We start from the raw sequence: 25,903 nt of genomic DNA, 5'->3' as shown, positions 1-25,903 counted from the left end.
GCCCGCGCCCTCCAGGAAAACCTTATTTCCGAGCAAGCGAAAACCGCGTCAAATCACTACAGGTAACGTTGGGGCGTTAGCATTAGATTTTCTCCAGAGGATTAATCTAGATTGGCGGCGGCTGCCAGCATTTTTTCAATCTCTTCGCGGTATTTTCCGTCGGCGTTCCGGATTTCGCCGCTATCTGCTAGGTAGGTTTTCAAGAATTTTTCTAGAGGACGACCCAAGCCTTGCCCCGCAAGACTGCCGGTACTATCCTCGATCCTCGCGTGAGCGCGTCCTCCGAAACTGATAAGCCACATATCCTCCCCCACTGGCACATCCGCGCTAAGGCGCGGCATTACGAAAGGAAAGTCCAGGTGTTTTGCTCCCAGGCGCTGGTAGAAAGCCCAACGCCGCTGCGGATCCCCTCTATCTTCCGAGGGCGCGTGGAGCTGCGGATCCTCAATTTCTCCCAGGATCAACAGGGGGTTATTGCTAGATTCCAGAGCGGAAATCGCTTGACGGAAGAGTTTAGAGCCCACCCCGTGACCGCGAGTGCGGGGACTAACCGCCAGCCAGCTCAGCAAGGTCACTTCGCTGGTTGCCGGCCATGCTATCGCTGCCCCTAGCGGGCGCGTCCCCTCCCACGCGGATAAAGTCTGAAACTGCCCCGTCTGCAGCTGGGCGATTAAATCTTCCGGCTCCCCCAGTTCTTCAGGGCCAAAAGCCTGTTCCAAAAGTTCACGAACTAGGATTTCTTCCTGCCCCGGTTCCAGGTGGTTTTGATACTCGATCTGCACCCCTCAACCCTAGCCCAAAACCTAGTTAGGATTATTACTGGTGATAGTCCGCAGGTTATCTTATTGACTCTAGGTTTAGGGTTGTAAGATTTCCAGGTCTATGTACTTTTGATACCGTTGCGAGATTTCTTCCGGGATAGTCCCAATTCTTCCCATAGTTGCAATCGCTCCTTCAAGAACTCCTATGGGGTCTCCTTGCAGGTCTATTCTTATGTTCTGGATTTCTTCATACTCTGCACAGATCCCAGCACTCACTAAGAACTACTCGATTCAATTGTGCTGAGAGGGTGGTGAAAGACTCATCGAAGTGAGTGCGTCCGGCGTTGACCCGGATCTCGTTCTCGAACGAGTAGCCCCACAGAGCGCAGACTAGGGTATCAAGAGACCTCCGAGAAGAACTCTCGTGTCCGAACCCAAAGTTCATGCGTTGGGCGCCCTATCGTGACTACCGAATACTCACACAGACGGATCAACTAATTTGGCTGCAACAGGTCTCTGGTTAGCGCGATCCTGGCCAAGCCCAGTCATCAGACATTCCTTGTAGACGAGTCGCAGCCTACGGTACCTAGAAGAAGAATCCCTGGCGCGCCGCCTTGCCACGATCAATATCTCGTTGAACTTTCATCAAAGCTTCACGCTCTTCGGGCGGAGCTTCATGCATTCTCTTGTCAATTCTCCTTCGCAGAGAGAAATGCCACCAAATGGCAAATCCAACTAGCACGAGAACCGCGAGCACAATCCATTCAGCGATAGTCATAATTTAGTATCTCACAAGGTTCCCCCCGCACAGCAAGGATTCGGCGTTGAAGCATACCGGGTTTTGTTCCGAGGTTTTTGTGAGAGGATTTCGTATGCCAAGGAACTATATAAAAGCTTTTGGGGAGCGGGCTGTCAGGCTTGTTGAGGATCGTCTGCGGGATAATCTGGGAGTGTCTGAAACCCGCGTGATCGCCGATACCGCGATGAAGTTGGGGACGTCGAGGGAACCTCTTCGGCGCTGGGTGATGCGAGCGCGTGTGGATGCCGGAGTCCGTCCTCGGGTTTCCACTGAGGAAAGCGCCGAACTCAAGCGTTTGCGTCAGGAGAACGCGGAGCTGCGGCGCACGAATAAAATTTCGAAGTTGGCGTCACATCCTCAATGCTCTGGCGAAATGACACACAAAAACTGTGCAAGTCGGGAGGTGATCAGTTCCTGCCACGACCTGTGGTACGTCAAGCAGTCCTTCCGCATGTCCAAGACAGACCTGCGGGCACGCACCAGGCAGCACGAGTACCCGAAATTCGGCTGCCCTACTCCCCTACCTGCAGGCACCGCCCAACAGACCAGACGAAACCAAATCCTCTCTGACCTGGCTTTTCGTTCAGATTTCGGGCATACAAAAGGACGCCCACTTTGTATCAAAATGAGCGTCCCTTCAGTGGAGCTAAGGGGATTCGAACCCCTGACCTTCTCATTGCGAACGAGACGCGCTACCAACTGCGCCATAGCCCCTAGGTACTCTCAAAAGCCTAGGCTGGTAACAGACAAATTTGCAAACTATGAGGGTGTGGGATTGCGCTCAAGAAAAATGACTTGGTTACGCCCCCGCCAACCAGGCAGATTTAATACCATTTAACTAACCATCAGAAAAACAGGAGCAACCATGGATCCCATCGAGCAGTTATTAAAGAATGAAGCCGCCTACGCCGAAAAGTTTCCCGGAGAGGCCCCCCACCTACCCGAGATGAAGGTAGCGGTAGTAACCTGCATGGATTGTCGGATCGACGTGGAAACTATGCTGGGGGTGGAACCCGGACAAATCCACGTGATCCGCAACGCCGGCGGCCTGGTCACCCCCGACACCATCCGCACCCTCGCCGCCTCCCAGCGCAGCTTGGGAACCAAGTACGTGATGCTGATTCAACACACCGATTGCGGAATGTCGAAGACCAATGACGAAGTATTCCTCGCCGAACTCGAAAAAGACACCGGGCAGCGTCCCACCTGGAAACCCGGAGGCTTCAAGGACGTGCGCGAATCAGTTAGAAACAATATGAAGAAACTGCTAGACAGTCCCTTTGTAGGAGGCGCTGTCCGCGGATTCGTCCTCGACGTAAAGACTGCACGCCTAGAGGAAGTAACCCTCTAGACCGGAACAGATGTTCCCGCACGCTGCCATTACTACCTGTTGCAGTAATGAAAGGGTAGCGTCACTTAGCTCCACCGCCCTCTAGGTGCTAACGCAGCAGGGAACGGAGGATTTTCAAAGATTTCTCTCCATAGGGGTGGTGACGCACCGGAATATCAAAAAGCCAAGATTTACGGAGAACCGTTTGCTCCCGGGTCATGGCCTTAAACGACCAGTCTCCGTGATAATTTCCCATCCCCGAGTTACCTACGCCCCCAAAAGGCGCCTTCGAAGAGCTCATATGGAGCAAAGTGTCATTGATACATACTCCCCCGGCGTTCACTTTACTCATCACTTGCCGGGCAAAGCCCCGATCTTTCGTAAAGATATACAGCGCCAGGGGGTGTTCGCGCTCTTCATAGTCCGCCAAAGTTGCTTCCAGATCCGTAAAAGGAAGAACCGGCAAAATCGGACCAAAAATTTCTTCCGACATCACCGGAGAATCCCAGGAAGGATTATCCACGATCACCGGCTTGATCTGCTGGGTTTGTCGGTCAAGAAAATCTTCCGCGTGGCCTCCTCCCTTCGCGCCCAATAGTCTTTGTTCCGCTAGCAGCCCCGACAGGCGCGAAAAATGCTTGGGAGAAATGATTTTTACAAACGCAGATTTTCGGTATTGCTCACTCGGCAAAGCGCGGGCGATTCCCGCCTGCAACGCAGCGATTAACTGCTCCCGCACGTCCTCGTGTACATAAACATAATCGACACTGACGCATGTTTGCCCTGCGTTAAGCAGTTTTCCGAACAGAATCCTGCGTGCCGCTTTTTCGATATCGGCGGTGCGATCCACAAAACAGGGAGATTTTCCGCCCAGCTCCAACGTTACCGGGGTCAAGTATCGGGATGCGGCTTCCATTACTACCCGTCCTACCGCCGGGGAGCCGGTGAAGAAAATATGGTCAAAGCGTTGCTCTAACAGAGCGGTGTTTTCGGCGCGACCACCACGGATAACGCTCGCCATTCCGGGCGGGAGGGCGCGGCGCAAGATTTTTTCAATCACCTCACAGGTATGCGGGGTATAGGCAGAGGGCTTGACTACCACCGTATTTCCGCCGGCGATAGCAGCAGCAATAGGTTCCATCGTGAGTTGGAAAGGATAGTTCCAAGGGCTCATCACCAACACCACCCCGTAGGGTTCGCGTTGCACCTGCAACCACCCGGGAAGTTGGGAAAGGGCAGGTAGTTTCGAGCGAGGCATCGCCAGCCAAGGTAGGCGACGCCGCAGATGTCTTATTTCTGCTTTCACCAGGGAAATTTCGCTCATATAGGCTTCGGTACGACTCTTGTTCAAGTCTTGCTTGAGGGCGCTATAAATCTCTGTTCGTGATTTTTCTATTTCCCGTAACAGGGCAGTTAGATTTTTCTGCCGCCCGGATATCGGGATCGTAGTTCCGGCGTTAAAACAGCTACGAGCACTCTCGACCGCCCGCCTAATGGCTTGCTCTTGCGAACTGCTCATGCCTGCCCCTTTCTACTTCCTAACACCTACTTCCTATCCGGTTCCCTATTATTTTGCTATCAACTAGCCTGTTTTGAATATTTACGGCGATAGATTTCCCGCATCAACAGCGCCTCCGCCTTTTTTAACGGCTTTGCCCCGCAAACGCGGGCGTAACGCGCCGCTAAGGCGTTCTTTTCTAGCACTATCTGGGCGCTATGAGCAGCATCCAGATCCGCGCCGAGGCAATAGGCCGCCGTGTTGGTCAGCACCGCATTCCCTCGGGTAGTTCCATCAGCTTTCAGCCCGATAATCTGAGCAAAATCATCCAGGTAGGCAGGTAGTTTTCCTCCAAAAAAGTCCGCTACCTCTGCGTGGTGACAGGTAATAATGGCGCCGACATCGGGGCGCTCCTGATAGATCCGCGAGTGATTCGTCTGCGTGGCCGCATCGGGGGTGGTAGGGCGGCCTTGGTCATCACCCCAGACTAGGGCGTCATCCTCCCCCTCACGCCGGGAAGTAAGCGAACGCGCCGGCAGCGGCGGCAAGCAGGAGAGCTCGCGCTGATATAAATCCTTGGCTACCTTTTCTAAAGCATTTGCGAGCCGCCGCGCCCCCTCAGCGCTTTCAGCCCAAATCATGGCGCCATGGGCTTTCATCAAAATCACCTGCGCCCCGGTGCGCTGCAGGGTTTCTTCCACCCCGCGGTGTAGCTTCTTCGTCGAGGGCAACCCGTAGGGAGCCACCGGCAGCACCTCTTGTCCCAATGCTGCTTGCGCTTCTTCGTCCAGCGGGAAATCCTTTTTCGCCAGCGACAGCGCAGAGGCATAGGGCTGGTGGGTATGAATCACCCACCGCGCCTGCGGAAATAACCGATAGGTGAGGGCGTGCATCGGATACTCCGAGGAAGGCTTATACGGGCCAGACCAATCTTTAGAGCCGGTACATAAAGGCAGCTCCTCCTCAGTCATGGTTTCGTAACGGCGCCCCGAGGGGGTAATCAAAAAGTCGTCCGCGCTGCCGCGCACCGAAAAATTACCCCAGGTGCGCACCACTAACCCATCAGAAAGCAGCTGATGCGAAAGCTCAACTAGTTTCGCGCGCTTGGTATCTTCGTCGCAGTTCACAGCTTTACCACCTTTTGGAATACCCGTTCGAAGGCGGCAAGCGCCCGGTCGATATCCTCTTCGTTATAGGCAGCGGAAGTGTACAAACGCGATCCGGCCAAAGTCACAATGCCTTCTGCCATATAGGCCGCGCCCATATGCTCCATTTCTTTCTTCCGCTGGCTGGTCGCTTTCAAAACATTCGGAATCTCCCAGGGTTTCTTCCAGTTGATCGCAAAATGCATAGTCCCCACGGTCTCTAGGTGACACACGCTGCGCTGGTTAAACGCTACAAACGGCAGGCGATATTGCTTGATGAGGGCGCGCAGACCATCGGTTAAGCGATCCCCCATCTTGGCGGCGCGGTCACACGCCGCGGTCTCAGCGATCTCCTTAATGGTGTAGTAACCGGCCAGCGAAGACAACGGATTTGCGGTCATGGTTCCCCCGACCAGGGCTTTCTTTACTTTATCTCCGGTTTGGATCCCCGCGGCGAGGTAGCGCATATACTCTTTGCGTCCTCCCAGACCCCCTGCAGAGGGATAGCCACCGGCGATTACTTTACCGAACACGGTTAGATCCGGCATTACACCAAAGTAACCCTGCGCCCCATGCTCAGAAATCCGGAAGGCGGTCACGACCTCGTCAAAAATAAGTAGCGCCCCGTATTTGTTCGCCAGCGTCCGCGCGCCTCGTAAAAATTCTTGGGTAATCGGGCGAGTGCCGGACTCCGGTCCAATCGGCTCGATCATAATCGCCGCGGTGCCGCCAGTGAGTTTCTTATGTTTTAACTTGCGTTCTAGATCTTCTAGGTCACCGGGGAAGAACTCATCAGTCAGCGACATACACCGCAGGGGAATCCCGCTGGCCTGGGTGAACTTTGACCCCGGAATTCGGATACCGTAGGCAAGCTGGTCTGACCAGCCATGGTAGGCGCCGCCCATTTTTAGGACGTGGCGATGCTTAGTGGCTAGGCGCGCCACCCGGATGGAGGCCATACAGGCCTCGGTTCCGGAGCCGAAAGCGCGGAACATATCCACGGAGGGAATCAGATCCCGCACTAGCGCGCCCAGACGGTACTCATATTCATGGAAAAGCCCGGTGGAGGGGCCGCAAGTATTAAGTAAGTCAATAACTTTTTCCCGCACCTGCGGGGGGTTAGACCCCAGGACGGTGGGTCCGCCCGCTTGCAGGAAATCCAGATACTCATTACCGTCCAGATCAGTCAGCTTATTGCCGTTAGCGCCCGTAAATACCAGGGGGAAGGGATGGTTAAACGCCAGATTATGTTGCACCCCGCCCGGGATAACCTCCTGTGCTTCCCGAATCATCGTCCGCGATTTGGTGCACTTTTTTGCAAAATATTCGTCCTCATACTCACGTAAAGCAGAAGGAGAAATCGAGTAAACCGGTTGTTTGATTAGCTCATCTAGCTCGCGCGTTACCTGTCGCGCTCCTGGACGATTGATATCCATTTTGACCCCCATTAGACAATGTGAGCGCTTACTCACAACAGTGTGATTTAGATTAATCCTCAAAGACAATTCTGTCAATGATCAGACTGCCCGGGGCGGTTTTGGTACAGGTTTTTCCCCTGCTGTACAAGTTTCTCAGCTTTTTCTTGTAACTGCTTTACATCTATGCTGCTATTAAGCAGATCGTAAGGGATGCTTTCTAAACCTTTATGGTTCCTGCGTCCATATATCACCTGGTTGTTACCCCCAGCAATCCTAGACCCCTTTAAGCCATAGCGGTGTCTGGAGAATTTATCCACTACCCGCAGGTTGGTCACACTTCGTTTGGTTTCCACCTCATAGGCGTGCCGCTCCCCCGCGTTTCGGTATTTCATATACACGAAGCTAAAGAAGAACAACCCCGGTATCAGTAGCAGCCAGCGAAAATCATCATCCCAGCCAACTAAGTCACTACCTAAGAACAGTGCCAGGAAGAAACTAAAAAACTCGAACAGGAAAGAAGTAACAATCAGTTTGGTCATGTTTATAGGTACGCTACCCATAGTTTCTTTCGTGCGAGCGTTAACTGCCACATAATGCAATTGCCGTTTAGAACCACTTACCTGCAGGTAACTGTAAAGCCAGACTGGAAAATAAGCAGATAACCATGACTCGCCATTGATTGCGAAATCCTCTTTTTTCCAAGATACCCCATAGTCGTATCTGCGTAGCGTCTTATTTGCCGACAACCTGGCAATATCTTGTGCTTGCGTGCGAACCAGAGGGCGCACCTGCCTAATATCAATATCGCGTTTTTCGGCGGTGCATCCTCTTAAATAGTTGGCGTTGTACCTGACACAGTTCTTGGTGTCATAGGGCATAATCGCGTTAATGACATTTGTGGTTTTATCTTTGGCCGTCACATTTAACTTATCGGCGCTGGCTTCTATGGTGAGGTCATCGATAGCGATATCAAAGTCGCGTTCTACCTGATATTCATCAACGTCATATCGGGTTTCCCGGCGATTGTCCCGCTTGACGGTATATTTCCTGACCACCACCCCGCCGGTTCCCGACAGGCGATCGTTGGCATTAATGTCGGAAATGAAGTAAGGGAAATAGACTGCGGAAATATTATCTGCAGTGAACTGTCTGGTGAAAGCGGGATGCGCGAAGAATTTTCGTTTTTCCACAAACTCTGCGATCTGTTTCTTCGCTTCCTCCCTGGTAACCGTAAAAGGCAAAATCGCGTCCGGAACTGCCCCATTAGGCACCTGTTGATTAATCGACAGCCTATGGCGGCACCAGTGACAGCGCGCCTGCATCGCGTAGGCAGTGTTGATCACCACCTCTGCTCCGCAGCTTTCACATTTGAGGGTCAGCACCTCAGAGGAGTTAACGATAATGTCTTGCGACCCTAACCCCGTGGTTACCCCACGTAATGACGCGATATCCTCATTGGTGGGCAGCAACTGTGGTGAAAACTCGTAGCGGCAATAACAACACCGCAACCTGCCGGTCTGACAATTGGTGACAATGTCGGTTGCGCCGCATTTTGGGCATTTGAACTGCCCATTCCTGGCCTTAGGGTCAGCCCTAAACGCTGCGGGCTTCCCCTCTGGCTCTAGGTAGCCTGGGTCACCCATATCCTAGAATCCCAAATAGTCTGATTTTGCTCGGTCGAACTCCTCTTGACTAATGACCCCCGCGTCCAAGAGTTTCTTCAGATTTAGCAGCCTGGTAGTGGGGTCTTCTGCCGGTTGCTTCCCTGGCTGAGAAGTTCCTGCCGCAGCCGATGTCTCAGGTGGCGTTGCAGTTACCGGCTGCGCTGGCAACGGTTGCGCAAAGTTAGGGTGATAGGAACTAGGCTCCGTAGGCTGCTGCATTCCCTGCGAAGCCGCGCCCACCGCGCCCATCCCCATACCCATGAACGCCAACCCGGCACCACCACCGTTCTCGCCACCAGCTTGGATACCGCGCGCAGCGGATTGCTGGAAGAAGGTATTACCCCGCGAACCTGCCAGAGCATCTGCCTTCTTCACGTCCTCAAGAAGCGCCCGCGTACCCTCGTCATATTCGATTGCTAAAATCGCGGTTTTTACGATTTCGAGGCCGCGCACACTGCTCCACTGGTAGCCCGATTCAACCGCCTGCGACAAGGAGGAAGCGAAACCGATCTGATCAGCTTGAATGCCGCTCATACGGTTACCGCGACTGGGATCATTGGTGTAGTGCGAGAATGCCGCCGATAAGCTACTCACAACCTCGTTAAAGAGCTGTTCTCCCGCAGGATTATCCATATCCGAAAAATCGAACTGAGGCGCTCCCGCCACCAGATAGTTAACGGGCACAAAGTTCTTGATAAACAGAATCGGATCTACGATTCTCAGGGTATAGGTGCCGCGGGTTATCGCCCCTACCTGGGTACCGAGGTAGGCATCATCCCAATAAATCTGAGATTGGGTACCGAACCTGTTATTGGGAATTTCACGCAGATTCACATAAAAGAAGAGCTGCTGAGCTGCGGGTATTCCCCCAAACTTAAAACGTTCCCACGACTGCTTGATTAGAGCAGCCTTTACACCGTCACCAACAAAAATTGATTTCGAGTTGGGGTCGTCATTGGAGTATATATATCCGCCTGCTTGGGTAATCAGCCCAGTAATCGCCCCCTCTTGCATGGTCACCAGAGCGGTTCCTTCGGGAACGATCACTCGAGCACCATTAGTGATTACATTGGCGCTGCCGCGAGTGTTGGAGCCACGGGCATTGTTCGTGCCCAGGGGAACGCCCGAAAAAATGCCTGCAGTGGGAGAGATGCCCGGTTGAGGAGCATAAAAGTCTTGCCATTGATCCGCAAAGGAACCGCCGATCGAGCCGGTAAACGCTTGAATGAAACCCACCTGGAACCTCCAGTGGTAATGAGTTGGGACTAACCTATAGAAAAATTATATGGGCCGGCGGTGAAGCTCGCCACAGATAGGGATCAGCGGTCGATTCCGCGAAGGGATGCGGCAGGAGAAAAATAGCACGAAAAATTAGCGAAATAGCCCCTAGGACACGGAAGACGTGTTACTATCACGCCAGATATGTGAGAGCTCACTCACCGAAAAGAGGAAATCAAATGGAATGGGCAATGCAGCGCTTCCAGCAGTTAGATCCTAAGAGAGCAAGGCGGATCATTGACGCTGCCGTCAGCGAGTTCGCAGAGAAAGGCTATGAAGCGGCCAACACCAATCAGATTGCGAAAGCTGCCGGAATCTCCGTCGGATCACTGTTTCAGTACTTCAAAACTAAGGAAAACCTGTTCCGGTATGTGATTAATTTAGGAGTCGGGATTATCGAAACCGATATCGGCCAGATACTAGAAGATGAGATCAGCGGGCGGGAAAAACTCCATAAACTGATGCTGCTAACCGTAAATTCCTGCGAACAATACCCCGAATACCAGCAGCTTTACCATGAGATCACCGCTACCGGGAATCGGGACTTAACCTTGGATATCGCTCGCGAATTAGAAAGCTATAGCGCAGCTGGGCTAGTGAAGTTAATTAAACAAGGACAAGAGCGGGGCGAGATCCGCACGGATTTACCCGCGGAAGTCCTGGCTTTCACCGTGGATAACACTATGGTGATGATGCAGTACTCGCTATCTACCCCTTATTTCAAAGGACGCGCCCAGCTATATCAGATGGCACCAGCGAAAGAATTCGCCGAACAGATGACGGAAATCCTCTGGTCCACCCTAGAAAAGAGGCAATAATGTACTGCTTAACCTATGACGTGGGAACTACCGGGGTTAAAACCTGTTTATTTGAAGTCAGCGACCAGATTCGCCCCGTAGCCAGTGCCAGTGAAGGCTACGGTTTGCAAGTAGTTCCCGGCGGCGGCATTGAGCAAAACCCCGATGACTGGTGGCAGGCAATGGCTAACGCTACCGCGCAAATAAAAGCCCAGGCTGAGGCGGAGCTGGCACAGATAAAAGGGATCAGTTTCTGTTCTCAAATGCAGTCCCTGGTACTGCTAGATAAAAATGCTCGTCCAGTACACCCTTCAATGTCTTATATGGATCAGCGCGGCGGCCCCCAGCTGCGAAAAATAGCTGGCCAGGCACCCCGGATAGCTGGGATAAACCTGGTGAAACTACTGCGCAGCCTCTACCATACCGGCGCCGTGTCTGCCTCGGCGAAAGACCCGGTATGGAAATACCATTGGATGAAAGAAAACCGTCCGCAGGAACTAGCCAAAGCCCACAAATGGCTAGACGTTAAAGATGCGATCATTGCCCGGATGACCGGCGAATTTACGATGAGTGAAGACAGCGCGTTTTCTACGTTGCTGTACGATATTCGCTCAACAGAAAAGCGTTTCAGCCCCGCAATGCTGAAGATGCTGCAGGTAGACCCGCAGCTAATGCCGCCTATCGTGGCCTCCACCGATATTGTGGGGCAGCTTCGCCCTCAGCAAGCCCGAGAACTCGGGCTAAAAGCAGGGGTGCCGGTCTTTTCGGGAGGAGGGGACGCCTCCCTGATACCGGTAGGGGCGGGGGCTGCTAGGAAGGGCGACACCCACGTGTATATGGGTACTTCCGGGTGGGTGGAAACCGTCACCGACAAGATCACGATTGACACTTCTGCCATGATCGCCACCGTGGTAGGAGCTATCAGCGGAAACTATAACTATTTCGCAGAAATGGAAACTGCCGGAAAATGCCTGGAGTGGGTGCGTGACCACCTCGCTAAAGATGAAATCCATATTTACCTGGACCAGAGAGATGTGGCGGAAGATCCCGAGAGCGAGTTCCATTCCCTCTATGAGTACATGTCAGTCATAATCAACTCCGCACCCGCCGGAGCCGGTGGGGTGCTATTCGCGCCCTGGCTACACGGCAACCGCTGCCCCTTCGAAGACCCCAATGCTCGTGGCACCTTTATCGGAATTGGTTTAGAAACCGGGAAAACTGAGCTGCTGCGCGCAGTGGCGGAGGGCGTTTGCTACCACGTGCGCTGGTTCCTGGAAACCCAAGATAAGAAAGTCAAGACTGCTCCCCGACTGCGGTTTGTAGGCGGCGGGGCACTCAGCCCGGTGACCTGCCAGATTCTCGCGGATATTACCGGAAAACCCGTGGATACAGTAGCCAATCCGCAAGATGTAGGAGCGGTAGGAGCAGCGTTGGTGATAGCCGCCGGATTAGGAGAAATACCTTCGTTAGCGGAGGCCTCTTCCCTAGTTCCGATTACCGCCTCCTATGAGCCGAATCCCGAATTTAAAGACCGCTATGACCAGATGTTTGCGGCTTTTAAAGATATTTATCCGGCAAATAAAAAGATTTTCGCGCAATTGGAGGCGATTCGATGAACTCAGAAGGAAATCTTCCCTCGGAGACAGAAGGCGAACCCGCAGCTACCGCAAAAACGCCTCTGCCTGGCGAGGCTGCTAAAGGCAAAGATGCAGCTATCCAAGCTCTAAAGTTCACCTTGCTGTCGATCTCCGCCGGGCTGGTGGAGGCGGCCAGCTTCGCCCTTTTAGAGTGGTTAACTCCCCTGCCCTACGCCTGGACCCACTTTATTTCCATTACCCTCTCGGTAATCTATAACTTCACCCTCAACCGGCGTTACACCTTCAAATCCGCCAATAACGTGCCGATTGCAATGGTCAAAGTCGCGGTTTTCTACGCCTTCTTTATCCCCATCACTATGTGGCTCGGGGCGCTGGCTGCCAGTGCAGGCGTCAACGACTTCATCATCAAAGGCGTAACCATGATCCTTAATTTCATTGGCGAATTCGCCTGGTGGAAGTGGGTAGTGTTCCGCGGCACCGAAAACACTAACGACCTGGCACGTAAGTAGCTCGTCGACACCAGGGCTGGTCGGCAAAAAGATGCGAGAGGGGGCTTGAGCCGAGCGAAGCAAGGCTCACCGGGGTCCCCCGAGTACTTTTTGCCGGCCAGCCCGGATTTACGTACTAGATTTACTGGTACTTGAGACCGTCACCCGGTCACTCTGGATACATCACGCGCGCCGCCCTGGTCGGCACTGAGAGCGCAGGCAGCGTAGAGTTTCAGGGCGTCCGAGACTGTGCGTTTGCGGCTACGCGGCGTATAGGGGCGAGGACGCTGCTCCATCTGTTCGCGGCGGCGATTAAGCTCCGCCTCCGGAACCTCTAAGGTCAAGGATTCGGTATTGACGTCAATCATGATTTCATCTCCGTCCTCGATTAGGGCAATTAAGCCCCCATCAGCGGCCTCGGGAGAAATATGCCCCACCGAGATCCCAGAGGTGCCCCCCGAAAAACGCCCATCAGTGATGAGGGCGCATTTTTTGCCCAGACCCCGCCCTTTTAGGAAGGAGGTCGGGTACAGCATTTCCTGCATTCCCGGCCCACCCGCTGGCCCTTCGTAGCGAATCACTACCACGTGACCAGGCTTAACGCTATGGTCTAGGATTTTCTCGATGGCCTCTTCCTGAGATTCCATCACGATGGCGTTACCGCGGAAATGGTACAGGTCGCTGTCGATTCCGGCGGCTTTAATAATGGCGCCTTTTTCTGCCAGATTTCCCCGCAAAACCGTCAGTCCCCCATTGGCGGAATAGGCGTGAGCGGTATCGCGGATACAACCACTTACCGCATCGGTATCCAGGTCTTTCCACTGGTTAGTAGTCGAGAATGGCTCGGTGGTGCGCACTCCCCCGGGAGCCGCTTTAAACAATTTTTCAGCCCGGTCGGTGGCAGACCCGCCGCGCACATCCCAATCGGCTAGCCATTTTTCTAACGAGGGAGCATGGATCGAGGTGACCTCGCGGTTTAACAGTCCGGCACGGTCAAGTTCTCCCAGCAATGCCGGAATCCCTCCAGCACGATGCACGTCCTCCATATGGTAATCATTGTGGTTGGGTGCCGCTTTACACAGACAAGGGACACTGCGCCCCAGGCGGGCAATATCTTCCAGGTCAAAACGCACCCCGGCTTCGCGGGCAACCGCCAACAGGTGCAACACCGTGTTAGAGGAACCCCCCATTGCCATATCTAGGCTCATGGCGTTAAGGAAGGCTTCGCGAGAGGCAATTTGCCGGGGCAAAACCGCGTCCTCCTCCTGGTCATAGTAACGCGCACATAGCTGCACGATGAGCTTGCCAGCCTGGGTAAACAGGTCGCGGCGCGCAATATGCGTCGCCAGGGTAGAACCGTTTCCAGGCAGCGCCAAGCCCAGCGCCTCCGTCAGGCAGTTCATGGAGTTAGCGGTGAACATTCCTGAACAAGAACCACAGGTGGGGCAAACCGCTTTTTCAATCTCGCTCAGCTGTTGGTCGGAAATATCCTGGTCAGCAGTGGCATTCATTACGGTAATCAGGTTGCCGTGACCGTTTTGGGACGGTCCCACAATCATTTTGGGGTCGATTCCGCGCCCGGCCTCCATAGGACCGCCGGAGACAAACACCGTCGGAATGTTGAGCCGCATGGCGGCAATCAACATTCCCGGCGTAATCTTGTCGCAGTTAGAGATACAGACTAGGGCGTCCGCACAGTGAGCATTCACCATATATTCCACACTGTCCGCGATAATCTCCCGGCTAGGCAAAGAATAGAGCATCCCTTGATGCCCCATGGCAATTCCGTCATCAATAGCAATGGTGTTGAACTCTTTTGCCACCCCACCGGCATCTTTAATTGCCTGCGCTACCAGTGGCGACACCTGGTTTAGGTGTACATGCCCCGGCACAAATTGGGTAAAAGAGTTGGCAATGGCGATAATCGGTTTCCCGAAATCACTGTCACTCATGCCGGTGGCGCGCCACAGTGAGCGGGCACCTGCCATATTGCGACCGGCAGTGGAAGCTCTTGAACGAAGTGGATAAGCCATTTTTCTCCCAAAGGTTTTGTCTACAGGTGTGGGGATATGGTTACGAGGACGAGTACGCAATCCCGCTGCTACCAGCGGAACCGGCGCCCTCACTGCAACTAGTCGCAAAGCTGATACGTCCAACCGTAAGGATCGGGCGCTTCCCCATTTTGAATGTCTACCAGGCGCTGATGAATGCTGGCGGTGACCGGTCCGCAGGGCACTTCCACCTCGAAATCATCGGAGCCGAGCCGGCCAATCGGGGTTACTACCGCCGCGGTCCCGCAGGCGAATACTTCGCTGACTTCACCGGAGCGAATATCTGCTACCAGCGACTCTAGGGAGATATCGCGTTCAAAAACCGGAGTGCCACTATCACGCAGCAACCGGCAGATTGCCGAGCGAGTCCCACCCTCCAGGATTACGCCAGTCAGGCGCGGAGTATGTACCGAGCCGTCTTTACGCACCACGAACACGTTCATGCCACCTAGCTCTTCCAGGTTGGTGTGGGTGGTATCTAAGAAACACACCTGCTCATAACCCTTTTCGGCCGCCATATTTTGGGGCAGCAGCGAGGCCGCATAGTTGCCTCCACATTTCGCTTCCCCAGTTCCGCCGGGACCTGCCCGATGGTAGTGGCGGTCAACCCAAATGGAGACTCCTTTGGCTTCCCCACCCGAGAAATAGGAGCCAGACGGAGAACCAATCACCAGATATTTCGCTTCACTGGCAGAATGTACCCCCAGGTAGGGCTCAGTTGCGATCATAAAGGGGCGCAGATAGAGAGAGGTGCCTGGCGCGGTGGGAACCCAGCGTTTATCGGCGCGCACCAAATCAACTACCGAAGCTACGAAGTCCTCTTCCGGGATTTCCGGTAGTGCCAGACGCCGCGCCGATGCATTCAAGCGCGCAGCATTATAACGAGGACGGAAAGCCCAGATCGAGCCATCTTTATGGCGATAGGCTTTTAGACCCTCAAAAACTTCTTGACCATAGTGGAACACTACAGCTCCTGGCGACAGACTCAAGTTCTCGAAGGCCTGGACGCGGTGTCCGCTCCACCCTTCACCTGCTTTCCAGTCAGCAACCGCCATATGGTCGCCGAACTTTCTGCCAAAAGACAAGGAATCCATAATCGCGCGGTATTCTTTGTCGCTGGCTGGATGCTGGTTGGGCTGCAAAGTAAAGCGCCCCGCCAATTCATCCGCGCTCGGCAGCGGTACCTGCGATGCTTCCTCTAACTTGGTTGGCACATGGGTTAAACCATTCTCGCTCATGATTATGTTCTTTCCGGCTCCTGGGAAGCCTATTCTGGGGTTAAAATTTTTTTCAAGGTCACTGGGTGACCAATTTTTCTCAACAGAGTACGGATTTTCGTTCCACCCTAGAGGCGGGCAGCAATCGCATCTCCAATCTGGCTGGTACTGCGCTGCAAAGGCTGACCTTGCTCGGCGGCGAGGGCGCGCTCCTCCATATCGGCAGCGATCGCGGCGCGGATATTGTCTGCCTGCTGCCCTGCACCCTCGTTTTCTAGCAGCATTGCTACCGAAGAAATCGTGGCCGTGGGATCCGCAATCCCTTTACCTGCGATATCGGGAGCAGAACCATGTACCGGCTCAAACATGGAGGGGAAGGTACGATCCGGGTTGATATTTCCCGAGGCCGCCAGCCCAATTCCCCCGGTAATCGCGCCTGCCTCGTCGGTTAAAATATCGCCGAACAGGTTGTCGGTAACGATTACGTCAAACCGTCCCGGGTCTTGCACCAGGTAGATAGTAGCGGCATCTACGTGCGCGTAATCCCAGGTAACCTTAGGATATTCTTCCGCTACCCGCTCTGCCATTCGTCTCCACAAATGCCCGGCATGAACCAGCACATTATGTTTATGCACTAAGGTAACGTGCTGGCGCCGCTTGGCAGCCTGGGAAAAGGCAAAACGCACCACCCGCTCTACTCCAAAGGCAGTGTTTACGGAAACTTCGGTGGCGATTTCTTGATCGGTACCCACCCGAATCGCCCCGCCGTTACCGCAGTACAAGCCCTCGGTACCTTCCCGCACTACCACGAAGTCAATCTCGCCGGGGTTAGCCAGTGGAGTGGGGACTCCTGGGTAGTAGCGAGCCGGACGCAGATTCACATAGTGATCCAGACTGAAACGTAGCTTGAGCAGCAAGCCGCGTTCTAGCACTCCCGAGGGAACCGCGGGGTCTCCGACCGCCCCCAGCAAAATCGCGTCATGCTTTTTAATCCTGTCTAGCTCTGCCTCAGGCAGGATCTCTCCGGTCTCCAGGTAGCGAGCAGCCCCCAGATTAAACTCGGTTTTATCAACCGTGATTCCGCTACCCGTCAAGGCAGCGTCCATGACCTTTAGCCCTTCGGCCACTACCTCTTTGCCAATCCCGTCCCCGGGAATAACCGCGAGCTTAATGGTTTTCTCCACAGTTCTTACTAACCTTCCTCAACGCTACGCGGCGGACTATCCGTCTGATTGATTTCCCTTTACCTGCTTATCCCAGTAAACAAGGTTCCCGAGCTACCACTGGCCGGTTCCCGAAAAGATGTGAGAGGGGGCTTGAGCCGAGCGAAGCAAGGCTCACCGGGGTCCCCCGAACACTTTTCGGGAACCGGCTACAGCAGCTACGGTCATCATGCGAAGTCCGCCCTTAGCGCTGTGCCTGCCCTTCCTGGTAGTCATCATCACTTTGATTCCACGAGAACATGGCACGCAGTTCGCGTCCTACTTTCTCGATGGGGTGGGCTTCTTCTGCTGCACGCATCTGTTTAAACTCCTGAGCTCCATTGTTTTGGTCATCGATGAAACGCCGCGCGAATGAACCATCGCGAATACCGGACAAAATGTCGCGCATAGCCTGGCGGGTCTGATCGGTAATCACTCGCGGCCCCGACACGTAGTCACCGTATTCGGCGGTATCCGAACAGGACCAACGCTGCTTGGTGATTCCGCCCTCGTTGATCAGATCCACGATCTGTTTCATTTCGTGGCAAACCTCAAAATAGGCAATCTCCGGTTGATAACCAGCCTCGGTCAATGTCTCGAAACCGGCTTGAATCAGGTGCGATACCCCGCCACAGAGCACTGCCTGTTCCCCGAAAAGATCAGTTTCGGTTTCCTCGGTAAAGGTAGTCTGAATTACCCCTGCCCGAGTTGCCCCCAGAGCTTTAGCATAGGCTTTAGTTACTTGCCAGGCGTTACCGGATTCGTCCTGTTCCACCGCGATAACTGCCGGAGTACCGTAGCCAGCCTCGTAGGAGGCACGTACCTTGTGACCGGGTCCTTTCGGAGCCACCATACATACGTCGTGGCCAGCACCGGGTTGAATGTAACCGAAACGGATATTGAAGCCGTGGGCGAAGAAAAGCGCGGCATCCGGTTTCAGATTCGGGGAAATCTGCTGCGCATAAACCGTCCGCTGCACCTGGTCGGGAGCAAGAATCATCACGATATCCCCTTCGGAGGTTGCCTGCTCAATCGATTTGACCTCTAGCCCCTGCTCTTTAGCTTTAGCTACCGAGGACGAGCCTTCCCGCAGCCCCACGACTACCTCCACCCCGCTGTCCCGCAGGTTGAGGGCGTGGGCGTGACCTTGCGAGCCGTAACCGATAATGGCAACTTTCTTACCCGCAAGTGCGGCCATATCCGCGTCAGTGTCATAAAAGATTTCAGCCATTGTTACTTCTCCTTTAGTTGATCTGTGATTGAACGCGGGCCACGGCCAATGGCGACCGCCCCCGATTGCACGATTTCGTTGATACCGTAAGGCGCTAAGGTCTCCATCAGTGCCTCCAGTTTGGATTGCACCCCGGCAGCTTGGATAACCAGGGATTCGCGGTGGACGTCTACTACCGAAGCGCGGAATAGATCCACTATCTGTAGCACTTGGGAACGGTTGTCTGCATTCGCTTGTACTTTGAACAGCACAAACTTGCGGGTAACCGAGTCCTGGGGGTGTAGCTCCACCACTTTCAACACGTTTATCAGTTTATTTAACTGTTTAGTTACCTGCTCAAAAGGCAAATCTTCCGCATCTACCTGTACGGTTATCCGAGAAATCGCTGGTTCTTCGGTTTCTCCGACCGCTAGGGAATGAATATTAAAAGCCCGCCTGGTAAACAGGGCAGCTACCCGCGCGAGGACGCCGGGCTGGTTTTCTACCAAGATGGAAAGGGTGTGGCGATTATCCATCACTATCACTCCTCATTTTCCCAGACCGGGCCCTGCCCGCCTGCATAGATAACATTGCTATTCGATTCCCCGGCCGGCACCATCGGCCAGACCTGGGAATCGGTAGAGACGCGAAAATCAATCACCACCGGGCGATCATTAGTTTCCATGGCCTGCGCGATTACCTGGTCGACTTGTTCTTTGGTGCGAGCCCGCAAACCTAGCGCGCCGTAGGCTTCTGCCAGTTTCACGAAGTCGGGAATATCTTTTCCGCCCTCTCCGTCTTGTAGCAAGGTGCCCGAAAAGCGCGAGTCAAAGAATAGTTCCTGCCACTGATGCACCATTCCCAGCACCGAGTTGTTAATAATCGCCACTTTAATCGGTAGATTCTCTAAGGTAGCGACCGCGAGTTCTTGATTGGTCATCTGGAAACAGCCGTCCCCGTCAATCGCCCAGACTTGCGCCCCGGGGTTAGCTACTTGCGCTCCGAGCGCCTCGGGAATTGCTACCCCCATCGTCCCTAAACCAGCGGAAGTGAGGAAGCCGCGCGGGTTTTCGTGCGGCAAGAATTGCTGTGACCACATCTGATGCTGCCCCACGCCAGTGCAATAAATGGCGTCCTTACCGACCATTTCCCCGATCCGTTTGACCACATATTGGGCGGGGAGGAGACCGTCATCTGGTTCATCATAGGCAAGCGGGTATCGCTCGCAGATGTAATCCAAATGGTGCTTCCAACCGGAAATGTCTCGCGGGTTACGCTGCATTTCCTCTTTAACTTTCGGCAGTAGTCCCTGTAGGGTTTGCCGCAGGTCTCCCACTATCGGTATATCCGCTACTCGATTTTTCGAGATTTCGGCGGGGTCAATATCGGCGTGTATCACTTTCGCATCCGGAGCGAAAGCATCCAGGCACCCAGTTACCCGGTCATCGAAACGTGTCCCTAGCGCCACCATCACGTCGGCGCGTTGCAAGGCGGTCACTGCCGGCACCGAACCGTGCATTCCCGGCATTCCCAGACAATGGGGATCCGAGGACGGGAAGGCTCCCTGCGCGGTCAAGGTAAGCACCACCGGAAAATCGGTAACTTCCACCAGTTCCTTTAGCTCTGCCGTCGCTTCGGCAGCCAGCGCTCCTCCACCCACATAGAGGACGGGGCGCTCTGCCTGCGCCATCAACTTCGCAGCGGCTTTTATTTGCTTGGCGTGTGGTTTACTCGGCACCTTGTATCCGGGTAAATCCACTGTTACCGGCCAAGAAAAATCAAGTTCGCCAACTTGGGCATTTTTGGCAATATCTACCAGCACCGGGCCTTTACGGCCAGTGGAGGCCAAATGGAAAGCTTTAGCCAAAGTAACCGGAATCTCTTCCGGCTCGGTTACCAAATAATTGTGTTTGGTAATCGGCATCGACACTCCGACTACGTCAGATTCTTGGAAAGCGTCAGTACCGATAGCACTGGCAGCCACCTGCCCCGAGATTGCCAGCAGCGGCACCGAATCCATATGGGCATCCGCCAAAGCGGTCATCAGATTGGTGGCTCCTGGCCCCGAAGTTACGATTGCTACTCCGGTTTTCCCGCTCGAGAGTGCATAACCTTCCGCCGCATGTCCCGCGGCTTGTTCGTGACGCACAACGATCTGGTTGATCTGCGAGTCATAGAGCGCATCGAAAACCGGCATGATTGCCCCGCCGGGTAAACCAAACACATCGGTCACTCCCAGGCGTTCCAGGGTAGCGACCACTGCCCGCGCTCCACTCATCCTTTTGGGAGGAGGCGCCGCGCCCGGTGATTGCTCCTTGTTGCTCATCGTTTTCCCCGTTCTGGTAAATATTTCTTTGATTTTTATAAATAAAAAAGCCCTAGGTGCTGTTACCTAGGGCTTGCTACGTCTCGAAACGATTTTAGACGTGTCTAGCCCTCCCTGGTACCAGCAGTACTAGGGCGACTAGCTCAATAATTCGTTTCGTCATAACAGGCTAAACTCTACGTCCCACACCCTCTGCACTGGGCTTCGTCTCACGTTTTGATACGCGAAGCTAAGTTCGTCTACCGGACAAGTATCGATTTTCACCGTAATGGTGACCCACTCCTCCCTATTTTCACCTCTTAAATGGACTTTGGTCTGACAGTCCTAGGAGAGGCTATGACAAGATGGATACTGTCGTATGGCTTTACAAGGAGGAACCGTGCAGACAGTCTTCCAATACCTGGCAGAACAGCCGGTACTTGTACTTTTCGGGTTAATCGGGATCGGGATGTACCTGGGTCATTTCCGGATCAAAGGAATCGGTTTGGGGGCGGCTGCCGTCCTCTTCCTAGCGATCGGGATCTCTGCCTGGGGCACTTCCTATGGCGTGGATATGGTTTCCAAATTCCCGCATGAGTTCGGAAAGCTCGGTCTGGCTCTATTTGCTTTTGCTATCGGGATTAACTCGGGTAATTCTTTCTTTGCTTCTCTGAAGAAATCTTTAGGGATTATGGCCGCTACTTTCGCGGTGTTAGCCGGCGGGGGCGTAGTTGCCTGCCTGCTAGGCAAAATCGCGGGAATGGATGCGGCCACTATCGGCGGTACTTTTGCGGGCGCAATTACTAACACCCCCGCTCTAGCTGCTGCCGGCGCGGCCTCAGGTGATGAGCAGTCGGCAACAGTTGCCTATTCCATTGCCTACTTGTTTGGCGTTTTCGGAATGCTAATCGTAGCTACTTTAGCTCTCAACTATGGCAAGAACGATAAAGACCGCCCCGCATCTTTGGTTTCTCGCACGGTGCGAGTTGAGCGGGATGACCTCCCTTCGGTGCGCGATATTCGTGCCCATGTTGGCGAAAACGTGCGGTTTTCTCGGCTTCGGGAAACCGAGGACGGGCCGATTGTGCGCCCCACTGCCGACACTAAACTCGGTAAAGGCTGCCTGGTGACCGTGGTTGGTCCGCAGAATTTGGTAGTTGAAGTGGTTTCTGAGTTGGGGCATGATTCCTCTATTTCCCTTGCTGCCGACCGGCGGGATTGGGACTATCGCCGGATAACTATTTCTGATCCGAAGCTGGCTGGACGCACTTTAGGGGAGCTTGGCCTGGAGGAACGTTACCAAGCGACTGTGTCGCGGGTACGGCGTGGCGACACCGATATGTTAGGGCGCGCTGACCTGGTACTTCAGATGGGAGACCGGGTTCGGGTTGTGGCGCCCACCAAGAACCTTAAAGAGCTATCTAAGTACTTTGGGGACTCTACTACCGGTTTGACCTCTATTAACCCGGTAGCTTTAGGTATTGGTATGGTTTTGGGACTGCTAATCGGCGAGTTCCCCATCCTTACTCCTAGTGGCGAATACTTCACGATTGGTTCTGCAGCTGGAACGCTGCTAGTAGGGCTGGTATTTGGCCGAGTAGGACGGATCGGCCCCTTCCCCACCGCTTTGCCTTATACCGCCTGTCAGGTGCTTGCCGAGTTTGGTCTGCTGGTGTTCTTGGCACAAGCCGGGTATAACGCTGGCGGACAGATTATGAAAGCCTTTACCTCCGGGGCTTGGCTAGGGATTCTACTGGTAGGTATGGCAGTTACCCTCACCGTAGGCTTCGGTTTGTATTTCGTGATGCGCTACGCGTTCAAGATGGGTGGAACCCGCCTATCTGGTCTATTGGCTGGGGCGCAAACTCAGCCGGCCGTCCTCGCCTATGCGAATAACCGCACTAACTTTGATCCGCGAGTGGCGCTTGGTTACTCCCTGGTTTACCCCTTGGCGATGGTGGGTAAGATCCTAATCGCCCAAATCATCGGTGGTCTGTAGCCTGTCGATACTTTAGTTTTACAATGCGTCAGCCCTAACCGGGCTGGCGCATTGTAATAATTATCGCCCCTGATTTAACTCTTTCGTCCTGGATACTTGCGGAGGTGCGGGGAGATAATTATCTTATGAAGCAAGAATCCGCCCAAAACAACATCAGTGCTGACAGACACGAATCTTCCTCAGACGACGCTTTACGCCAGTCCAAAGGGGATACTCTTAATCCCCACGGTAGCGAGCATGACGAGCTTCGCGCCTTACGCGACCGGCTAGCTGCCCAATCTGGAGTAGTAACCCACCTGGGACGCACTCTGTTAGCGGCGGGTGCTAGTGCCTATCTGGTTAAATTTTCGATGGCCAGGCTGGCCAACGCTGTCGGGATTGAAGCGCAACACTCGCAAGTAACTTTTTCCGAGATAGTCACCTCGGTTTATGCTCATGGAACTTTCCGAACTGAGTCTCATGAGCAACGTACATTCGGGACTAACGCTGCGCGACTAGATGATTTACGCCTGTTTGTACGCGCTTTAAAACCGGGGCTGCTAGTGGAGGACGCCCAACAGCGTATCGACGAAATTGTCCACCGCAAGCCGCCTTATCCTGCCGTTATTAACTGCCTAGCCTCCGGGGTTGCCTGCGCAGGCTTTTGTTTCCTTAACCGGGGCGGACTGGTCGAATGCTTAGTGGTGGCGATTGCGGCTCTTTGCGGACAGATATTGCGCCGCGCGATGCTAAAACGTCACGCCAACCATTTTGGAGTGTGGATGCTTTGTGGTCTGCTTGCTTCCTTGATCTACATGGGAGTTAGTCAAGCATTGGTGTTGACTGGGCTGGTTTCGGTTGGCCACCCGCAAGGAATTATTTCCGCAGTATTGTTTCTGGTTCCAGGATTCCCGCTGGTAACCGCGATATTAGACTTGGTAAGAATGGATTTCCTAGCCGGGATTTCCCGCATGACCTACGTTATTATGTTGGTGATTTCAGCCGGAATATCGGTTTGGATGATTGCCACCTTATTTCAGTGGCATATTGACCCACCCACGGCTTTCCCGGTCACCGGAGTAGCTCTATACTTGCTGCAATTTACCTGTTCGGTGGTGGCTTCTTTTGGTTTCGCCGTGCTGTTTTCCATCCGCCCGCAAGTGGCAATTTGCGCTGCCCTGGTTGCGGGATTTGCCAATGTGGGACGACTGTTTCTGGTGTCACAGGGAATGCTACCGCAGGCAGCTGTAGGTCTGGCGGCTTTAACTATTGGGATCGTGGCACATTTTATTTCTCGCCTCAGCGGTTTCCGGTTCTCCCGTACCTCACTGACAGTGCCCGCAGTGGTGATTATGATTCCCGGAGTGCCCCTCTACGCCGCGATTACTCACCTTTCGAATGGTGATATTCCCCAAGCCACCGCCGCTCTTGTCCAAGTGTTTTTTGTGGTTTTATCCATCGGAGTGGGGCTAGCGATTTCTAGAATGCTCACTGATCCCGGCTGGCGCATTGACCGTGATACCGCGCAGCCCCGGCTGTTGGAAAAAACTGGGTGGAATGACGGCAATCGCCGTTTCCAGATGCGCTGACTAATAGTTGGAGGGGGTCGCTGACGATCGTCAGCGACCCCCTCCTGATTTTCTGGATTTATTACCTGTTCCTAGGTGTCTAGGCCACGGGCTATAGATTAAAAACCAACTGTTCTAGCTAGCTACTAGTCACTAAATGCAAATAATCGGCAACTACGGCGACTATTTTTCCCGGGGAGTCGCGGTGGCATCCAGGCGAATAACCCCATAAGTCCAGCCACGACGGTGATAGACCGCGCACGGTTGCATGGTTTCGGAATCGATGAACACGAAGAACGGGTGTCCTACCAGTTCCATTTGGTAGAGCGCCTCACTAACAGTCATCACTGATGCTTCGTGTAGTTTTTGCCGCACCACCACTGGAGAATCGCCTAATTGGCTTTCATCAGCTACCCCGATTTTCCTCTCGCGCGCAATATCGGGAGAAAACTCATCATCTTTCGGGGTGACCGCCTTCGCCGCATCTTTCAAATTGAGTTCCTCAATCTTTAAAGGCTCTTCTTGACGGTGCGAATCCCGGTGGCGACGATGATCCTTAGCCCGGTCACGGGCGCGACGCAGCCGCTCATATAGTTTGCCACAAGCAATATCTACTGAGGCGTAACGGTCAGAAGAACTGGCCTCAGCGCGAATAATCGGCCCCTTTCCGAAAACTGTCAGTTCCACTTTCTCGGAAGTATCTGCTTGCCGCTGATTTGGTTCGTGAGTGAGTTCCACATTTACCCGCTGTACTCGCGGATAAAACTGTTCAACCTTAGCGACTTTTTCCTCGGCATATTGGCGGAAATTGGGGTGGATTTCAGCATTTCGTGCTTCAACGATAATTTCCATTGGTGTCCTCCAGGGCACAGTATGGGGATCAAAGATCCCGAATCGATGCGATCCGGATCATTCCGGTCGCGGTGATTGCAGCTACCACCCCCTTTCGCCCATCTTTGGGCTTTTCAAGTACCAAAATTTTACCGCATTACCGGGAATGATTAAGGGGTTTTGAGGCTGCCTTCCGCTACGCTAAATGAGAACACTGCTTTCACCTGTGCGTGTTCCCCATTTATTACCCGAGCTGCCTCCCGAATGGTCGCTCCCGTGGTAATCACGTCATCGACTAGCAACACTTCCTTACTAAAATCAAAATCTGCCCCCGCTGCCAGCCGCATACTTCCTGTCCGCCCGCGAACCCGCTCCTCAAAACTGCGTCCCGCCTGCTTTTTACTACCTGCTTTGAGCTCTAACAAGCCCGATAACCCTACTGCTACCCCTTCGGCCTCCAACGAGGAGGCAATTCCGGCAGCCAACCTGCCAGCGGTAGAAGAGATCGCAGTTTTGCCAAACCGAAAAGTTGACGGCACAGGACATACTATAACCGGCCTCCGAAAACTGGCAGCGAGGCTCTTACCGGCTGCCGCTCCAAAAAAGAGTGGTAGCTCTTGGTAATAGGCAGATCGCGAGTGCTTCATCGCCAATACAACTTTGCGAGCTGAACCCCGGTAAACGCTGAGAGTCCAAATCTCATTTATACCTGCATCAAGGGGAATAGCTGCACTAACTGTTATGGGAGCGCGCAAAAATATCCCT

General features: G+C 53.9%; 21 protein-coding genes and 1 tRNA gene. 6 read left to right on the top strand and 16 right to left on the bottom strand.

All coding sequences use genetic code 11. The annotated features are described in order from the left end of the window. Positions 1-101: 101 nt before the first annotated feature. The 3 genes from L0M99_RS01120 to L0M99_RS01110 form a co-directional block, all read right to left on the bottom strand. On the bottom strand, positions 102-782 hold the full coding sequence (locus L0M99_RS01120; protein WP_024059485.1) for a GNAT family N-acetyltransferase: 681 nt from the start codon (positions 780-782) through the stop codon (positions 102-104). Positions 783-1,347: 565 nt separating this feature from the next. Continuing rightward, complete coding sequence (locus L0M99_RS01115; protein WP_006681218.1) at positions 1,348-1,539, bottom strand: hypothetical protein; 192 nt, start codon at positions 1,537-1,539, stop codon at positions 1,348-1,350. 662 nt (positions 1,540-2,201) lie between these two features. Further along, positions 2,202-2,274, bottom strand: a tRNA-Ala gene (locus L0M99_RS01110). 151 nt (positions 2,275-2,425) lie between these two features. On the opposite strand from L0M99_RS01110, the gene L0M99_RS01105 reads away from it, so the two are divergent. Beyond that, the gene (locus tag L0M99_RS01105) at positions 2,426-2,911 is read left to right on the top strand and encodes a beta-class carbonic anhydrase (protein WP_024059488.1); all 486 of its coding nucleotides are present in this window, start codon (positions 2,426-2,428) and stop codon (positions 2,909-2,911) included. Positions 2,912-2,999: 88 nt separating this feature from the next. Here the strand turns inward: L0M99_RS01105 and L0M99_RS01100 are convergent, their stop codons facing one another. The 5 genes from L0M99_RS01100 to L0M99_RS01080 all read right to left on the bottom strand — a co-directional run bounded on the left by L0M99_RS01100 (position 3,000) and on the right by L0M99_RS01080 (position 9,851). Further along, positions 3,000-4,409, bottom strand: coding sequence for an aldehyde dehydrogenase family protein (locus tag L0M99_RS01100; RefSeq protein WP_024059489.1), 1,410 nt, complete (start codon positions 4,407-4,409; stop codon positions 3,000-3,002). Positions 4,410-4,468: 59 nt separating this feature from the next. After that, complete coding sequence (locus L0M99_RS01095; RefSeq protein ID WP_024059490.1) at positions 4,469-5,515, bottom strand: class II aldolase/adducin family protein; 1,047 nt, start codon at positions 5,513-5,515, stop codon at positions 4,469-4,471. Next, the gene (locus tag L0M99_RS01090; RefSeq protein WP_024059491.1) at positions 5,512-6,969 is read right to left on the bottom strand and encodes an aspartate aminotransferase family protein; all 1,458 of its coding nucleotides are present in this window, start codon (positions 6,967-6,969) and stop codon (positions 5,512-5,514) included. Before L0M99_RS01090 ends, L0M99_RS01095 begins: the two co-directional genes overlap by 4 nt. Positions 6,970-7,043: 74 nt before the next feature. Next, positions 7,044-8,594 (bottom strand): hypothetical protein, encoded by a 1,551-nt coding sequence (locus L0M99_RS01085; RefSeq protein WP_238127477.1) that lies wholly within the window; start codon positions 8,592-8,594, stop codon positions 7,044-7,046. Positions 8,595-8,597: 3 nt separating this feature from the next. Then, positions 8,598-9,851 (bottom strand): SHOCT domain-containing protein, encoded by a 1,254-nt coding sequence (locus L0M99_RS01080; protein ID WP_238127476.1) that lies wholly within the window; start codon positions 9,849-9,851, stop codon positions 8,598-8,600. A gap of 221 nt (positions 9,852-10,072) precedes the next feature. Between L0M99_RS01080 and L0M99_RS01075 the strand changes: the two genes are divergently transcribed. From L0M99_RS01075 to L0M99_RS01065, 3 genes are read left to right on the top strand one after another with little or no spacing between them, the layout of a single operon-like run. Beyond that, positions 10,073-10,711 (top strand): TetR/AcrR family transcriptional regulator, encoded by a 639-nt coding sequence (locus L0M99_RS01075; RefSeq protein WP_024059494.1) that lies wholly within the window; start codon positions 10,073-10,075, stop codon positions 10,709-10,711. Continuing rightward, positions 10,711-12,306, top strand: a complete 1,596-nt coding sequence (locus L0M99_RS01070; RefSeq protein WP_024059495.1) for a xylulokinase — start codon at positions 10,711-10,713, stop codon at positions 12,304-12,306. Before L0M99_RS01075 ends, L0M99_RS01070 begins: the two co-directional genes overlap by 1 nt. Further along, complete coding sequence (locus L0M99_RS01065) at positions 12,303-12,797, top strand: GtrA family protein (RefSeq protein ID WP_024059496.1); 495 nt, start codon at positions 12,303-12,305, stop codon at positions 12,795-12,797. Before L0M99_RS01070 ends, L0M99_RS01065 begins: the two co-directional genes overlap by 4 nt. A gap of 140 nt (positions 12,798-12,937) precedes the next feature. Here the strand turns inward: L0M99_RS01065 and ilvD are convergent, their stop codons facing one another. The 6 genes from ilvD to L0M99_RS01035 all read right to left on the bottom strand — a co-directional run bounded on the left by ilvD (position 12,938) and on the right by L0M99_RS01035 (position 20,782). Further along, positions 12,938-14,809, bottom strand: a complete 1,872-nt coding sequence (ilvD, locus tag L0M99_RS01060) for a dihydroxy-acid dehydratase (protein ID WP_238127475.1) — start codon at positions 14,807-14,809, stop codon at positions 12,938-12,940. Positions 14,810-14,907: 98 nt separating this feature from the next. Continuing rightward, entirely contained in the window at positions 14,908-16,065 is a 1,158-nt protein-coding gene (locus tag L0M99_RS01055) for a branched-chain amino acid aminotransferase (RefSeq protein ID WP_024059498.1), read from the bottom strand. Positions 16,066-16,172: 107 nt separating this feature from the next. Beyond that, positions 16,173-17,228: a 3-isopropylmalate dehydrogenase gene (locus L0M99_RS01050; RefSeq protein ID WP_024059499.1), complete on the bottom strand. Its 1,056-nt coding sequence runs from the start codon at positions 17,226-17,228 to the stop codon at positions 16,173-16,175. A gap of 223 nt (positions 17,229-17,451) precedes the next feature. Next, positions 17,452-18,477: a ketol-acid reductoisomerase gene (gene ilvC / locus L0M99_RS01045; protein ID WP_024059500.1), complete on the bottom strand. Its 1,026-nt coding sequence runs from the start codon at positions 18,475-18,477 to the stop codon at positions 17,452-17,454. A 2-nt stretch (positions 18,478-18,479) separates the two neighbouring features. Next, complete coding sequence (ilvN, locus tag L0M99_RS01040; protein WP_024059501.1) at positions 18,480-18,992, bottom strand: acetolactate synthase small subunit; 513 nt, start codon at positions 18,990-18,992, stop codon at positions 18,480-18,482. Positions 18,993-18,997: 5 nt separating this feature from the next. Next, positions 18,998-20,782: an acetolactate synthase large subunit gene (locus L0M99_RS01035; RefSeq protein ID WP_238127474.1), complete on the bottom strand. Its 1,785-nt coding sequence runs from the start codon at positions 20,780-20,782 to the stop codon at positions 18,998-19,000. A 379-nt stretch (positions 20,783-21,161) separates the two neighbouring features. On the opposite strand from L0M99_RS01035, the gene L0M99_RS01030 reads away from it, so the two are divergent. Both L0M99_RS01030 and L0M99_RS01025 read left to right on the top strand, forming a co-directional pair. After that, positions 21,162-22,760, top strand: a complete 1,599-nt coding sequence (locus L0M99_RS01030; RefSeq protein ID WP_238127505.1) for an aspartate:alanine exchanger family transporter — start codon at positions 21,162-21,164, stop codon at positions 22,758-22,760. A 125-nt stretch (positions 22,761-22,885) separates the two neighbouring features. After that, complete coding sequence (locus L0M99_RS01025; protein WP_024059504.1) at positions 22,886-24,328, top strand: threonine/serine ThrE exporter family protein; 1,443 nt, start codon at positions 22,886-22,888, stop codon at positions 24,326-24,328. 162 nt (positions 24,329-24,490) lie between these two features. Here L0M99_RS01025 and hpf read toward each other — a convergent pair whose 3' ends face one another. Both hpf and L0M99_RS01015 read right to left on the bottom strand, forming a co-directional pair. Next, a complete protein-coding gene (hpf, locus tag L0M99_RS01020; RefSeq protein ID WP_024059505.1) occupies positions 24,491-25,159 on the bottom strand; it encodes a ribosome hibernation-promoting factor, HPF/YfiA family in 669 nt (222 codons plus the stop codon). A gap of 149 nt (positions 25,160-25,308) precedes the next feature. Continuing rightward, entirely contained in the window at positions 25,309-25,677 is a 369-nt protein-coding gene (locus tag L0M99_RS01015) for a ComF family protein (protein ID WP_238127473.1), read from the bottom strand. Between the last annotated feature and the right edge of the window lie 226 nt (positions 25,678-25,903).

The sequence above is a fragment of the Varibaculum cambriense genome, assembly GCF_022133705.1.
Taxonomy (GTDB): Bacteria; Actinomycetota; Actinomycetes; order Actinomycetales; family Actinomycetaceae; genus Varibaculum; species Varibaculum cambriense_A.
This window is presented reverse-complemented; position numbering and strand designations above follow the sequence as displayed.